Below are 14,333 nucleotides of genomic sequence, written 5' to 3' on the forward strand. Positions count from 1 at the left end.
TAGTTTATGGATTTAGGTGTAATATCAGTTCGATATGCCCGTGCTCTATTGAAGGGTGCCCTTGCTGAAAAGCAGGAAGATAAGCTCTATAAGGATATGCAAATTCTTTTGCAGAGCTATATCGAAGTGCCTGAACTGAGAATTACGATTGATAACCCGATGCTTCCAACAAACAAGAAACAGGCCGTGCTTGAAGCTGCCTGTGGTAAGGATGTAACGTCACTTACAAAGCGTTTTATAGCTCTTGTCTTGAAAGAAGACAGGGAAACTGCCCTGCAATTCATGGCTGCATCGTATATTACTCTTTACAGAAAGCATAAGAACATCACCCGTGGTAAACTTATTACAGCCTCTGCTGTCAGTCAGAATACAGTGGATAAGATGAAGCAGATGGTTGAGGATAAGACTCAAGGTTCTGTAGAATTCAATACGAAGATTGATAATGAACTCATTGGTGGCTTTATCCTTGAGTATGATGATTATCGTATGGATGCCAGTGTCAAAAGCAAACTTCGTGGTATTCTGTCAGAACTAAAGAAATAATAATTCAGTTTAATAGAAAGAAAAAATGTCAGATAAAATTAAACCAAGTGAGGTGTCTGAAGTACTTCTCAAAGAACTCCAGAGCATCAACAGCGGGGAACAGTTTGACGAAGTGGGCACTGTGCTTACCGTCGCAGATGGTGTTGCACGTGTTTATGGTCTCCGTAATGTTGAGGCGAGTGAGCTTCTTGAGTTTGAGAACGGTACGATGGCCATCGTGATGAACTTGGAGGAAGACAACATTGGTTGTGTACTTCTGGGGCCAACGGCTGGCATTAAGGAAGGACAGACCGTGAAGCGTACACATCGTATTGCTTCCATCCGCGTTAATGATAATTTTCTCGGACGAGTAGTCAATCCTCTTGGACAAGCCATTGATGGCCTTGGCGATATTGATTTGACGGATGCCTTTGAGATGCCATTAGACCGTAAGGCTCCTGGGGTTATCTATCGACAGCCTGTAAAAGAGCCTTTGCAGACAGGTCTGAAAGCTGTAGACTCAATGATACCTATTGGCAGAGGACAGCGTGAGCTTATCATCGGCGACCGCCAAACAGGTAAAACCGCTATTGCCATTGATACCATTATCAACCAGAAAAGCTTCTATGAAGCAGGCAAACCTGTCTATTGCATTTATGTCGCTATAGGTCAGAAAGCCTCTACTGTAGCTACTTTGGTGCAGACACTGAAAGAACATGGTGCATTGCCTTATTCAATCATTGTTAGTGCAACAGCTGCTGACCCTGCAGCCATGCAGTATTATGCGCCTTTTGCCGGTGCTGCTATCGGTGAATATTTCCGTGATCGTGGATACAGTGCACTTGTTGTATATGATGACTTGTCAAAGCAGGCTGTGGCTTATCGCGAGGTTTCATTGATTCTTCGCCGTCCTTCAGGGCGTGAGGCATATCCTGGTGATGTGTTCTATCTTCACTCTCGTCTGCTGGAACGTGCTGCACGTATTAATAATCAGCAAGAGATTGCTGAACAGATGAACGATCTTCCGGCTTGTATGAAAGGGCATGTTCGTGGCGGAGGCTCGTTAACTGCTCTGCCAATCATCGAAACCCAGGCCGGTGATGTCTCTGCTTATATTCCTACAAACGTGATTTCTATCACTGATGGTCAGATATATTTGGAGACCAATCTGTTCAACCAAGGCTTCCGTCCTGCTATCAACGTTGGTATTTCTGTATCGCGTGTGGGTGGTTCTGCACAGATTAAGAGCATGAAGAAAGTGGCTGGTACCCTGAAACTTGACATGGCACAATATCGTGAGTTGGAGGCATTCTCCAAGTTCTCCAGTGATATGGATGCCGTAACAGCAATGACATTGGATCGCGGACGAAAGAACAATCAGTTGCTCATTCAGCCTCAGTATAGCCCAATGCCTGTCGGTGAGCAAATTGCTATTTTATATTGTGGCGTCCACGGCTTGATGCATGATGTGCCCGTTGAGCATGTTCGCGATTGTCAGGATCAGTTCCTTGATGCGATGCGTTCATCACATGGAGACCTTATCAATGCTTTGGCTGATGGTCAACTGACGGATGAAGCCATCAAAGCTATTGAGGAAACAATGGCAAATATTGCCGGCCAATATAAAAAGTAATCAACTAAAAACGCATAGAAATGCCTTCATTAAAGGAAATCAAGACACGAATAGCCTCTGTCAGCAACACGCGTAAGATTACGAGCGCCATGAAGATGGTGGCATCAAGTAAGCTTCATCATGCCCAGACTGCTATTCAGAACATGTTGCCTTATGAGGAATTACTTGAGCATATACTGAAGTCTTTCCTCGTCACTGTTCCTGAAATTCAGAATGAATTTGAGGCTGAACGTGAGGTGAAAAGGGTGGCATTGGTTGTCTTTACCAGCAATAGTTCCCTGTGTGGCGGTTTCAATAACAACGTGCTTAAAATGTTCCAGCATGTTGTAGACGAGTATATGGCTCAAGGCATTGACGATATTCTTGTTTATCCGATAGGCCGCAAGATTGAAGATTATGCGCTGAAGCGGGGACTCCATGTTGCCGGTAGCTATCTTTCCTTGGCTGAAAAACCAAAGGCTTCAGATTGTGCAGATATATCACGGGAACTTCAAACAAAGTTTATAGCCCGTGAAATTGATAAGGTTGAACTTATCTATCATCATTTCAAATCGGCAGGAAGTCAGATACTGACGCGTAAGACTTTTCTTCCCATAGATTTGTCAACCGAGAATATAGGACTTGAAAACGACCGTGATTTATCCAGCAATATTGCTACGGCAAAGGCACAGGAATATCTCCGAAAGCGTAAGGCAGCAGAAGCAAGCAAGCAAAAATCATCGGCACAGGCTTTGAATGATAATTTCATCATTGAGCCAAACTTGGATGCTGTGCTTGGAACTCTGATACCGAAAGAGCTTAATCTTCAGGTCTTCACAGCTTTACTCGACAGCAATGCCAGTGAACATGCTGCCAGGATGGTAGCCATGCAGACTGCAACTGACAATGCCAATGAGTTGTTGCGAGAGCTTAATCTTCAGTTCAACAAGAGCCGTCAGCAGGCAATTACAAGCGAACTGCTTGATATTGTGGGTGGCAGCATCAATAACTGATAGCTTCTTGGCTCGTATGAATAAACAGCAAAGGATATTGTCTTCATGGCAGTATCCTTTTCTGTTTTTGTAATTTATTCATCACGGTTTTAACATTTCAGGCTCTTGCCAATTAGGAAATATATAGCGGAAAATAGAGTTTGATTTTACAGTTTTGTGCATCAAGACAAATCGTTTGAGCCATTATGCATTGCAATTTGATGCAGAATACACGGCTGTTTGAGTCAGATTACGTGGTGATTTGATGCAAATGACATTGTAATTTGATGCAAATAACAAGTCTTTTTGATGTGATTAAGCTTTGTAGTTTGCATTTAGATTTATAACGGTTTGATTGTCAGATGATTATAAACTCCTAAAATACCGTGCATATTTGGAGTAAGGAAGAGTCTCATTTCAAATTTGCAGATTTTACAAGGGCAATTGTAAATATACTTAAAAGAATTTAACATATAATTCGTTTATTGCAATTATAGCTTTCCTCATCACCTTTATTATCCATGCAAAGCTTATATAAGAGTGTGCAGACACATATGGATTACACTTTTCTATATTTGCTTCTTGCACTCTGTATTTATATCTTCTGCATTTCATTTTAATAAATATTTGCTTCCATGTGATAGGTTTATTCGTTTAATTTATGTACCTTTGTCCAACAAAATCTTACAAACAATTTCTATGAAACAGACTATACTTGTTACCGGTGGTACGGGGTTTATCGGCTCACATACGACCGTTGAACTGATTGAAGCAGGCTATGAGGTCGTTGTTGTTGATGACCTGAGTAATTCAAAAATGGAAGTTCTTGATGGTATCGAGAAGATAACAGGCGTTCGCCCGGCATTTGAGAAAGTGGATCTTCGCGACAAAACAGCAACGGAAAATGTGTTCAAGAAGTATCCAAAGATAGAGGGAATTATTCATTTTGCTGCGTCAAAGGCAGTGGGAGAGAGCGTTGAAAAGCCTCTGCTTTACTATCGTAACAATATTGTTTCACTGATAAATCTTTTGGAGTTGATGCCCCAGTATAATGTCAAGGGCATCATCTTCTCATCAAGTTGTACGGTCTATGGGCAGCCAAAGCCTGAGAACCTGCCTGTAACAGAGGATGCCCCTCATCAGAAAGCGACTTCTCCATACGGCAACACCAAGGAAATCAACGAGCAGATTATCTATGACTATATCCATAGCGGGGCAGATATCAAGAGCATTGTCCTGAGATATTTCAATCCGATCGGTGCTCATCCCTCAGCCTTGATAGGTGAACTGCCGAACGGAGTTCCTGCCAATCTCATTCCATTTGTTACCCAGACAGCTATTGGCATCCGTAAACAGCTGACTATTTTCGGTAATGATTATGACACTCCTGACGGCACGTGTATCCGTGACTTCATCTATGTTGTCGATTTGGCAAAGGCACACGTTGCAGCAATGCGCCGCGTGTTGGATGAAGATACGGACAAAATTGAATATTTTAATATTGGTACGGGGCATGGAAATACAACCAAAGAGATTGTTGACACCTTTGAAGAAGCTACAGGCGTAAAGCTGAATTGGAAGTTTGGCCCACGTAGAGAGGGCGATATAGAGAAGATTTGGGGCGACTGCACCAAAGCCAACAAGGTGCTTGGTTGGAAAGCAGATACGCCGTTGAAAGATGTCCTTGCCAGTGCTTGGAAATGGCAAGTGAAGTTACGTGAGGATGGTGTCATGTAGTTGAGATTAAATATGTGAATTGCAGCTCTTGCATGTCCAAGAGCTCGTTCTTGATGTGATATATAAAGCATCTACGGTAAAAGCACCATGGATGCTTTTAGGTTAAATAACATTAAACATTAGCTGTTTGATGAGTTTCGAGTATTCATGTGTCAACAAATATTTATACCTTTGCACCCGCTGTTACGAGATGACAGCATAAATTCAAACCTAATTAATATTTCAAAAAATGGCAACAAGAATCAGATTGCAGCGTGGCGGTCGTAAAGGCTATGCTTTTTATGGTATCGTAATCGCTGATGTTAGAGCACCACGTGATGGTAAATTTACTGAGAAGATTGGTACTTACAATCCAAACACCAATCCAGCTACTGTAGATTTGAATTTCGAACGCGCCCTTTATTGGGTTGAAACCGGTGCGCAGCCAACAGACACTGTTCGTAACATTCTTAAAAATGAAGGTGTTTATTTGATGAAACATCTTCGTGGCGGAGTGAAGAAGGGTGCCTTTGATGAGGCTGAAGCTCAGAAGAAATTCGATGCTTGGAAAGAAAACAAGCTGAAAGGTTTCGAGGCTATTCGCGAGAAGGACGCAAAGGCTAAAAAGGATGCAGAGAAAGCAGAACTTGAAGCTGAGAAGAAAGTGAACGAGGCTATCGCTAAGAAGGTAGCTGACAAGAAAGCTGCAGAAGCATCTGCTAAGGCAGAAGCTGAAGCTGCACAAAATGCCGAAGCTGCTGCTCCTGCTGAAGAGACAGAAGCTCCTGCAGAGGCGTAAGACTTCTTCTGAAGAAATGAAAGAATAGGGATGGACGAAATGTCCGTCCTTTTTTATTTTCTGAACGATTGAAAGTCTTCTTTAAGTGGAGGCTTCTTGCGGGGTGGGGGGATGTGTTTTACAGGCCCATTCGGGCGGTTGCAAGGCTTTAATCATGGCGAATTGATATTATACTGATATTTCCACATCTGCATCTATTGATGAAACTTGTCAGTTATAGTTACGCCATTGTGTAAACGTTTGGATATGTATGCCCTGTTTTTTTGATGCATTCCTTGTAAATAAAGGGAAATGAAATAATCTTAAAATAAGGAAATCGGGGTTTATTTTAATATAATTTAGTTGCATATATTGTATTCTCTTACCGATTTGTTGTAATTTTGCGTACATATAATTTATAATTGTCTAATATTCAAATTATGGCAGAAACGATAGATATTCGTGAACTGAATATAATGATTGAGCAGCAGAGTGGGTTTGTGACCAACCTTGTTGCCGGTATGGATCAAGTGATTGTAGGGCAGAAGCATCTGGTGGACTCATTGCTGATTTCACTATTGAGTGATGGACATATCCTGTTGGAAGGTGTGCCCGGATTAGCCAAAACACTTGCTATTAAAACATTGGCTCAATTGATAGATGCTGATTTCAGTCGTATACAGTTCACACCGGATCTACTTCCGGCCGATGTCATTGGTACCCAGATTTATTCTCAGAAAGATGAAAGTTTCCATGTGAAAAAGGGGCCTGTATTCGCTAATTTCGTATTGGCTGATGAAATCAACCGCGCTCCTGCAAAGGTACAGAGTGCATTGCTTGAGGCCATGCAAGAGCATCAAGTGACCATTGGTGAAAAGACATTTTCTTTGCCGAAGCCTTTCTTGGTTATGGCAACACAGAATCCGATTGAGCAGGAAGGAACCTATCAACTGCCTGAGGCACAGGTAGATCGTTTCATGATGAAAGTGGTTATTGACTATCCAACTTTAGAGGAAGAAAAGCTGATAATCAAGGAGAATATTGTTGGACAGTTCCCGACAGTGACTCCTGTGACCAGTGCAGACGAAATTATTAAGGCCCGTGAAGTGGTCAATCAGGTATATATTGATGAAAAGATTGCACAATATATTGCAGACATTGTCTTCGCAAGTCGATATCCGGAACGTTATGGCCTAAGTGAATTGAAGGATATGATTACCTATGGAGGTAGTCCACGTGCCAGCATTAATCTGGCTAAAGCAAGTCGTGCCTATGCTTTTATCAAGCATAGAGGTTATGTTGTCCCTGAGGATGTGCGTGCTGTTGTGCACGATGTGATGCGCCATCGTATCGGTCTTTCCTATGAGGCCGAGGCCAGCAATATTACTGCAGAAGAAATCGTTTCAAAGATAGTTAATAAGGTAGAAGTGCCTTGATGGAAACATCAGAGATTATAAAAAAAGTCAGGAAGATAGAAATCAAGGCTCGTGGTTTGAGTCAGAATATCTTTGCAGGACAGTATCATTCTGCCTTTAAGGGACGCGGTATGGCTTTCAGTGAAGTGAGAGAATACCAATATGGTGATGATGTACGTGATATTGACTGGAATGTTACGGCACGTTTTCATCGTCCTTATGTGAAAGTGTTTGAGGAGGAACGCGAGCTGACAGTAATGCTGTTGGTGGATGTCAGTGGTTCACTCGACTTTGGAACAGTTCGTCAGACTAAACGTGAGCTGGTTACAGAGATAGCTGCTACGTTGGCTTTCAGTGCTATTCAGAACAATGATAAGATTGGTGTAATCTTCTTTTCTGACCGCGTAGAGAAGTATATTCCACCAAAGAAAGGGCGTCGTCACATTCTTTATATAATCAGGGAATTGCTGGATTTCAAGCCTGCGAGTGTTCGTACAGACATCGGTATGGCAGTTTCTTACCTCACACGAATAATGAAACGTCGTTGTACAGCATTCCTCTTAAGTGATTTTTACACGCGTGATGATTTCAGTCAAGCAATGCAGATTGCCAATTCTAAGCATGATATGGTTGCTGTCCAAGTGTATGATCCGCGTGCCAAGACTTTGCCTGATATTGGGCTGATGAAAGTACGTGATGCAGAAACGGGACATGAAATGATTATTGATACCGGTTCTGCTAAGTTACGTCAGGCACATACTCAATATTGGTTGGAGCGTGAAGATATGTTACGTAAATTGTTTGCTAAGAGTAAGATGGACTGGACTTCAGTGGGCACGGATGAGGATTTCACGAAAGCACTGATGCTGTTATTTAAGAAAAGAGCTTAAATGAAGTTGTTAAGGAATATAATCATTGTCGTTGGATTGATGTGTTCAACTATCGGTTGGGCACAGAAGGCTTTTGTGGAACAAAGTATAGATTCCGTTGCAATTCTGATTGGTCAACAGACACATATGACTTTATCGGTGACGGCGAAGCCTGGAGCAAGAATATCTTGGCCACGGCTGAAACCAGCGCAATATTTGATACCTGGCATTGAAATTGTAGAATTGCAGAAAGGCGATTCAACAGATGCCGATGGTATGATAAAAATCAGTCGTGTCTATACCTTGACGAGTTTTGACGAGAAACTTTATGCTATACCGGCACTGAAGGTAAAGGTTGATAATCAATCGTTCAGTGGTAGACAATTGGCATTAAAGGTGATGACTGTTCCTGTTGATACGCTGCACCCCAATCAATTCTTTCCAGCTAAAGATGTCCAGGATAATCCATTTCAATGGGAGGAGTGGCATTTGGTTTTTTGGCTGAGCATTATAGTTTTAGTGCTTTGCTTATTAATGATATATCTGTTTGTCAGGTTAAAGCAGAACAAGCCTATTGTAACACGTATTAGAATTGTGAAGCATGTGCCTGCACATCAGAAGGCTTTAAAGGCTATAGAAGATATCAAGGCCGCTCATATGGTGACTTCGGAAAATCAGAAAGAATATTATACCCGTCTGACTGATACTTTACGGCAATATATCAAGGAGCGTTTTGGTTTTAATGCTATGGAAATGACCAGCAGCGAAATTATCTATCGATTACGCGAGGCAGGTGATCAGAAAGGAATTGATGAACTGCGTGAACTCTTTACTACGGCCGATCTTGTGAAGTTTGCAAAGCATAATGCATTGATAAATGAAAATGATTTGAACTTGGTCAATGCTGCAAAGTTCATAGACGAAACTAAAACAGAAGCTCAGGAGGTAGAGGAACGAATTGTCCCTAAATTGAGTGAAGTTGAACAGCTCACACAAAAGAATCGTGTGTTCCTTAAGACTTTGATTTATGCTTCAATTGGTGTAATTATAGGGTTAGCTGTCTATATTGTATATCAGATAGCACAATTGTTAGGTTGAAGGTCATGGAATTTGCAAGTAAAGAATATTTCAGTTTATTGATATTGCTGATACCTTATATTCTATGGTATTTTCTTTATCGTAACAAGCGTGAGCCAACAATATTGATGAGTGACACGTTTGCCTATCGCTATGCACCGAAAAGTTGGCGAATGCGACTGATTCATCTACCGATGTGGTTGCGTTGTGTCGCCTTTGTGCTGATAGTCATAGTCATGGCTCGTCCACAGACTCATAACTCATGGGATAATAAACAGGTAGAAGGTATTGATATTATGCTGGCTATGGATGTTTCAACTTCAATGTTGGCCGAGGATTTGAAACCTAATCGGTTAGAAGCAGCTAAGAATGTAGCTTCAGAATTTATTGCAGACAGACCTAATGATAATATTGGCTTGACGATCTTTGCGGGGGAAGCTTTTACGCAATGTCCGATGACCACAGATCATGTATCGCTCATCAATCTGTTACAGAGTGTCAGAACGGATATCGCTGCTCGTGGTTTGATTTCTGATGGAACAGCTGTTGGTATGGGCTTGGCCAATGCGGTAAGCCGATTGAAAGATTCTAAGGCCAAGAGTAAGGTTGTTATTCTTTTGACCGATGGTAGTAATAATATGGGAGATATTTCACCAATGACCAGTGCGCAGATTGCCCGAAGTTTTGGAATACGTGTCTATACAATCGGTATTGGTACGAATAAGGTAGCACCTTATCCGATGCCTGTAGCAGGGGGAATACAATATGTGAATATTCCTGTAGAGATAGACAGTAAGACGCTGAAAGATATCGCTGCAACAACGGAAGGTAATTTTTATCGAGCAACAAATAATCGGCAGTTAAAACAAATCTATAAGGATATTGATCAGCTTGAAAAGAGCAAGATGGATGTAAAGAAATTCTCGAAACTTTATGAAGTTTATCAGCCGTTTGCCATTGGTGCATTATTGATTTTATTGTTGGAGGTAATCCTTCGAACAACAGTGTTGAGAAGAATTCCATAAAAAAGAAACAACATGTTGAGATTTGAAGACCCTACATATTTATGGTTATTGCTTGTCATTCCAATTCTGGCTATGATGAGATTTGGTGTCTGGCGACAGCGGAAAAAGAAATTACAGCGTTTTGGTAATCCGGTGTTATTGAAAGAAATGATGCCCGATGTATCCAAGTATCGGCCTACTATAAAGTTTTGGCTGTTGCTTTCAGCTATGGCTATTTTAATACTAATGATAGCTCGCCCGCAGGCAGGAACAAAGATTTCTCATGACAAACGAAATGGCATAGAGGTTATTATCGCTCTGGATATCAGTAATTCGATGCTGGCTGAAGATGTTACACCTTCGCGATTAGAGAAAAGCAAACTGTTAATAGAAAATCTTGTTGATCATTTTACAAATGACAAAGTTGGATTAGTGGTGTTTGCAGGTGATGCATTTGTTCAGCTTCCAATAACGAGTGATTATGTTTCTGCTAAAATGTTCTTGCAGAATATCAAACCTTCTTTGATTGCTACTCAAGGAACAGACTTGGCACGTGCTATTGAGTTGAGTCAGAATAGTTTTATGCAGAGGGATAATATTGGTAAGGCTATTATCGTCATCACAGATGGTGAAGACCATGAAGGAGGAGCGCTTGAGGCGGCAAAAGCTGCGCATAAGAAAGGCTCAAATGTCTTTATCCTTGGAATTGGTGATCCTAAAGGAACTCCAATTCCTGATGGAGAAGGTGGATATATGAAAGACAACAAAGGACAGACTGTGATGTCAGCACTCAATGAGCAGATGTGTCAACAGATTGCTCAGGCTGGCAGCGGTACTTATATTCATGTAGACAATACTAATGATGCGCAGGAAAAACTGAATGCAGAATTGTCGAAGTTGCAGTCGGGAATGACCGATGGTGTTATTTATAGTGAATATAGCGAACAGTTCCAAGCCTTTGGAATAATTTTGTTATTGCTATTAATAGTTGAAGTTATCTTGCAGGAATCGAAGAATCCAAAGTTCAAGAATATTAAATTATTTAGAAGAAGAGAGGCATGAAATATTATCAATATATGGTTCTGCTGATTGCCTGTATGCTGACTGGGATTACCTATGCACAGACTGACCGGCAGTTTATCCGAAATGGTAATAAACTGTTTCACAGTCAGAATTTTGTCAAGGCTGAAGTTGAATATCGTAAAGCAGTTTCTAAAAATCCTAAAAATTTCCAAGCACTTTATAATCTTGGTACAGCTTTGTTGATGCAGCAAAAAGACTCTGCTGCAACTGATATATTACAAAGAGCAGGAAAACAAGAAACGAGTAAAATACGTAAAGCACAGAGTTATCACAATATTGGTTATATTTGTCAGCATCACCAAATGTATGCAGAAGCTATTCAGGCTTATAAGGAAGCTTTGCGTAATAATCCGGCAGATAGTGAAACGCGTTATAATCTTGCCCTGTGTAAGAAGTTATTGAAGAATAAACCTCAAGATAAAAAGCAACAGAACAAAAAAGATAAAAACAAAAAGGAAGATAATAAGGACAAACAGCAAAAACAAAAGAAGCAAAGTAAGGAGGAACAACAAGATACTAAAGACCGCATGAGCAAAGAAAATGCAGAGCAGTTGCTCAAAGCTGCCATACAAGATGAGAAAGTAACACAGCAACGTATATCAAAAGCAATACAACAGTCTGGCAATCGTAAGTTGCAGAAAAATTGGTAATTATATAGTGTGATAGAGAATTCCTATGAATAGATATTTCAAATTCTTTGTATTCTTTTTATTGCTTGTTGTATGTAGCAATAAAGCGGTTGCCCAACGTGTGACAGTGGAAGTTCCAACGAAAGTTTCTGTTGGAGAAAATTTTAGGTTATCGTATATTGTCAATACACAAGATGTAGAAGATTTCAGGGCAGGTAATATTCCTTCGGGAATTGAAGTTATTGCAGGTCCTTATACGTCTCGGCAATCAAGTTATCAGATGGTAAATGGACACACAAGTTCGTCTTCATCTATAACTTTTACTTATACTTTGTATGCGACTAAACAAGGAACTTATACAATTCCTGCAGCCAATGCTATAATTAATGGTAGAAAAATTGCTTCACGTTCGGTATTGGTAACTGTTGTTGGTAATGCTCATGGAGCTAATAGAGTTGCTGGACAGAGTGGAGATGATGCAGGTCTTCGTTCTACAGGTTCACATATATCGGGCAATGATTTGTTTATCCGTGTCAGTGCAAACAAGCAGAGAGTACATGAGCAGGAACCGATAATGTTAACCTATAAAGTTTATACTTTGGTTGAATTGACACAGTTGAAGGGAGATATGCCAGAATTGACAGGTTTCCATACACAGGAAGTAAAGCTGCCTCAGCAAAAAAGTTTCCATGTCGAGCGCGTTAATGGACGAGCTTATCGTTGTGTTACATGGAGTCAGTATGTTATGTATCCTCAGATGACGGGCAAGTTAACTATTCCAAGTATTACTTTCAAGGGTATAGTAGTGCAACAAAACCGAAATATTGATCCTTTCGAAGCATTCTTTAATGGAGGTTCAGGTTATGTGGAGGTGAAAAAGGAGATTAAGGCACCAAGTCTGACAATACAAGTAGATCCTTTGCCTAATCGTCCTTTGAATTTCTCTGGTGGTGTAGGTATATTCAATATTTCAGCACAACTTAATAAGAAAGAAGTAAAGAGTGGTGAGCCATTGAACCTACGTATTGTTGTTGGTGGTATTGGTAACCTCAAATTAATAAAACAGCCTGAAGTTGTTTTCCCGAAAGATTTTGAGAAGTATGATGTGAAGATTACGGATAAAACGCATCTTACAGCCAATGGAGTTGAAGGTAATATCATCTATGACTTTCTTGTAGTTCCACAGAATCAAGGGGAATATAAAATACCAGAGGTGGCATTTACTTATTATGATACGTCTATTCATAGTTATAGGACAATTAAGACACAATCATTTCATATAGCAGTTGCTAAGGGTAATGGAAATCATAACAGTGAGGCTGATTATTCACAGAAGGACAATGATATCCATGATCTGATGGAGGGGGATATAGGACAGAGGAGTCTTAACGATTTCTTCTTTGGTTCGGTTGCCTACTATATGTTGCTGCTTTTACCGATGGTCTCTTTTGTTATTCTGCTTATAGTATTTCGTAAACGTGCATTGGAAATGACAGATATGGTCAAACAGCGCGGTAGGCGTGCAAATAAAGTTGCTGTTAAACGATTGCATTATGCAAATAAGCTTATGCAGGAGGGAAAATCAAATGATTTCTATGATGAAGTCCTACGGGCTTTGTGGGGATATGTAGGTGACAAACTTAATATGCCTGTAGAGAAGATTTCGCGTGATAACATTTCTGATAATTTGTCAGCACATACTGTTGATATACATACGATTCATACATTTATCGAAGCGCTTGATGAATGTGAATTTGAGCGTTATGCTCCAGGAGATGTTGCTGGCAATATGAATAAGACCTTTGAGTCTGCCATTATTGCCATTACAGAGATAGAACGTATTTTCAATAAGAGGAAATATTGATTGGAAAATAAAATGAAACATTATATAATACAAATCTTTTTGCTATTTACCTGTTGTTTTTTTGCCATCCCTGTTGAAGCTGTAACCAAGGCTGAAGCTGATAAAGCCTATCAGGAGAAGAAATATCAACAGGCAATCAAAGACTATGAAAGTCTGCTACATTCAGGTGTAAGTGCCTCACTTTATTATAATTTGGGTAATGCTTATTATCGAACAGATAATATTACGAAAGCTATTCTGAATTATGAACGAGCAGCTCTGCTTGAACCGGGAAACAGTGATATCAGGTTCAACCTGCAATTTGCTCGTAGTAAGACGATTGATAAGTTCTCTGAACCTGATGAGATGTTTTTTATTACCTGGTATAAGGCTATAGTGAATTTCACGAGTGTTGATGGTTGGGCAACTTTCAGTATTATCACAATTACTTTAGCTCTCATAGGGTTCTTGGTTTATTTGTTTGTCAACCGTATTGCATTGAGGAAAGTTGGATTTTTTGTGTCTTTGGTATGTTTATTACTCTTTGTTTTAAGCATTTTCTTTGCCATTCAACAAAGGGTGGCTTTTGAAAATCGTAATGGTGCTATTATTATTGTTCCAACAGTCAGCCTCAAGAAAACTCCAGTCAAAAATAGTGTAGATGTAGTTGTTGTTCATGAAGGAACGAAAGTCAATATAATAGATAGAGGTATAAGGGGCTGGTATAATGTTCGTTTATCTGATGGTCATGAAGGTTGGCTGTCTGTTTCAAGTGTGGAAAGAATTTAATCGT

13 protein-coding genes are annotated in these 14,333 nt (G+C 40.3%); all 13 read left to right on the plus strand.

Going from position 1 to position 14,333, the window contains the following annotated elements; genetic code table 11:
• The first annotated feature begins 6 nt into the window (after window positions 1-6).
• The 13 genes from EL210_RS06450 to EL210_RS13935 all read left to right on the plus strand — a co-directional run bounded on the left by EL210_RS06450 (window position 7) and on the right by EL210_RS13935 (window position 14,329).
• Window positions 7-543, plus strand: coding sequence for a F0F1 ATP synthase subunit delta (locus EL210_RS06450; protein WP_025879774.1), 537 nt, complete (start codon window positions 7-9; stop codon window positions 541-543).
• Between the two features lie 25 nt (window positions 544-568).
• The gene (gene atpA, locus EL210_RS06455; RefSeq protein ID WP_018920797.1) at window positions 569-2,155 is read left to right on the plus strand and encodes a F0F1 ATP synthase subunit alpha; all 1,587 of its coding nucleotides are present in this window, start codon (window positions 569-571) and stop codon (window positions 2,153-2,155) included.
• 20 nt (window positions 2,156-2,175) lie between these two features.
• Window positions 2,176-3,147 (plus strand): F0F1 ATP synthase subunit gamma, encoded by a 972-nt coding sequence (locus tag EL210_RS06460; RefSeq protein ID WP_025879775.1) that lies wholly within the window; start codon window positions 2,176-2,178, stop codon window positions 3,145-3,147.
• Between the two features lie 678 nt (window positions 3,148-3,825).
• The gene (gene galE, locus EL210_RS06465; protein ID WP_004371051.1) at window positions 3,826-4,863 is read left to right on the plus strand and encodes a UDP-glucose 4-epimerase GalE; all 1,038 of its coding nucleotides are present in this window, start codon (window positions 3,826-3,828) and stop codon (window positions 4,861-4,863) included.
• A 229-nt stretch (window positions 4,864-5,092) separates the two neighbouring features.
• The gene (locus EL210_RS06470; protein ID WP_004371050.1) at window positions 5,093-5,641 is read left to right on the plus strand and encodes a 30S ribosomal protein S16; all 549 of its coding nucleotides are present in this window, start codon (window positions 5,093-5,095) and stop codon (window positions 5,639-5,641) included.
• Window positions 5,642-6,060: 419 nt separating this feature from the next.
• Window positions 6,061-7,056, plus strand: coding sequence for an AAA family ATPase (locus tag EL210_RS06475; protein ID WP_004371049.1), 996 nt, complete (start codon window positions 6,061-6,063; stop codon window positions 7,054-7,056).
• Window positions 7,056-7,925, plus strand: coding sequence for a DUF58 domain-containing protein (locus EL210_RS06480; RefSeq protein ID WP_018920799.1), 870 nt, complete (start codon window positions 7,056-7,058; stop codon window positions 7,923-7,925). The genes EL210_RS06475 and EL210_RS06480 overlap by 1 nt, the downstream gene beginning before the upstream one ends.
• Window positions 7,926-9,002 carry a hypothetical protein gene (locus EL210_RS06485; RefSeq protein WP_025879777.1) on the plus strand — a complete coding sequence of 359 codons (1,077 nt, stop codon included), beginning with the start codon at window positions 7,926-7,928 and terminating at the stop codon, window positions 9,000-9,002.
• Window positions 9,003-9,007: 5 nt separating this feature from the next.
• Window positions 9,008-10,006 (plus strand): vWA domain-containing protein, encoded by a 999-nt coding sequence (locus EL210_RS06490; RefSeq protein WP_018920801.1) that lies wholly within the window; start codon window positions 9,008-9,010, stop codon window positions 10,004-10,006.
• A gap of 12 nt (window positions 10,007-10,018) precedes the next feature.
• Window positions 10,019-11,047 carry a vWA domain-containing protein gene (locus tag EL210_RS06495; protein WP_025879778.1) on the plus strand — a complete coding sequence of 343 codons (1,029 nt, stop codon included), beginning with the start codon at window positions 10,019-10,021 and terminating at the stop codon, window positions 11,045-11,047.
• On the plus strand, window positions 11,044-11,718 hold the full coding sequence (locus EL210_RS06500) for a tetratricopeptide repeat protein (protein ID WP_018920803.1): 675 nt from the start codon (window positions 11,044-11,046) through the stop codon (window positions 11,716-11,718). The genes EL210_RS06495 and EL210_RS06500 overlap by 4 nt, the downstream gene beginning before the upstream one ends.
• 25 nt (window positions 11,719-11,743) lie before the next feature.
• Window positions 11,744-13,561, plus strand: coding sequence for a BatD family protein (locus EL210_RS06505; RefSeq protein ID WP_025879779.1), 1,818 nt, complete (start codon window positions 11,744-11,746; stop codon window positions 13,559-13,561).
• Window positions 13,562-14,329: a tetratricopeptide repeat protein gene (locus tag EL210_RS13935; protein WP_025879780.1), complete on the plus strand. Its 768-nt coding sequence runs from the start codon at window positions 13,562-13,564 to the stop codon at window positions 14,327-14,329.
• Window positions 14,330-14,333 lie beyond the last annotated feature (4 nt).

The organism is Segatella oris (assembly GCF_900637655.1).
Lineage (GTDB): Bacteria > Bacteroidota > Bacteroidia > Bacteroidales > Bacteroidaceae > Prevotella > Prevotella oris.

What these genes read in the sequence shown, in the direction of transcription:
- EL210_RS06470 (WP_004371050.1), top strand. Translation starts at nt 5,093, where the DNA reads ATGGCAACAAGAATCAGATTGCAGCGTGGCGGTCGTAAAGGCTATGCT.
- galE (WP_004371051.1), top strand. Translation starts at nt 3,826, where the DNA reads ATGAAACAGACTATACTTGTTACCGGTGGTACGGGGTTTATCGGCTCA.
- EL210_RS06450 (WP_025879774.1), top strand. Translation starts at nt 7, where the DNA reads ATGGATTTAGGTGTAATATCAGTTCGATATGCCCGTGCTCTATTGAAG.
- EL210_RS06490 (WP_018920801.1), top strand. Translation starts at nt 9,008, where the DNA reads ATGGAATTTGCAAGTAAAGAATATTTCAGTTTATTGATATTGCTGATA.
- EL210_RS06500 (WP_018920803.1), top strand. Translation starts at nt 11,044, where the DNA reads ATGAAATATTATCAATATATGGTTCTGCTGATTGCCTGTATGCTGACT.
- EL210_RS06495 (WP_025879778.1), top strand. Translation starts at nt 10,019, where the DNA reads ATGTTGAGATTTGAAGACCCTACATATTTATGGTTATTGCTTGTCATT.
- atpA (WP_018920797.1), top strand. Translation starts at nt 569, where the DNA reads ATGTCAGATAAAATTAAACCAAGTGAGGTGTCTGAAGTACTTCTCAAA.
- EL210_RS06505 (WP_025879779.1), top strand. Translation starts at nt 11,744, where the DNA reads ATGAATAGATATTTCAAATTCTTTGTATTCTTTTTATTGCTTGTTGTA.
- EL210_RS06475 (WP_004371049.1), top strand. Translation starts at nt 6,061, where the DNA reads ATGGCAGAAACGATAGATATTCGTGAACTGAATATAATGATTGAGCAG.
- EL210_RS06460 (WP_025879775.1), top strand. Translation starts at nt 2,176, where the DNA reads ATGCCTTCATTAAAGGAAATCAAGACACGAATAGCCTCTGTCAGCAAC.
- EL210_RS06480 (WP_018920799.1), top strand. Translation starts at nt 7,056, where the DNA reads ATGGAAACATCAGAGATTATAAAAAAAGTCAGGAAGATAGAAATCAAG.
- EL210_RS06485 (WP_025879777.1), top strand. Translation starts at nt 7,926, where the DNA reads ATGAAGTTGTTAAGGAATATAATCATTGTCGTTGGATTGATGTGTTCA.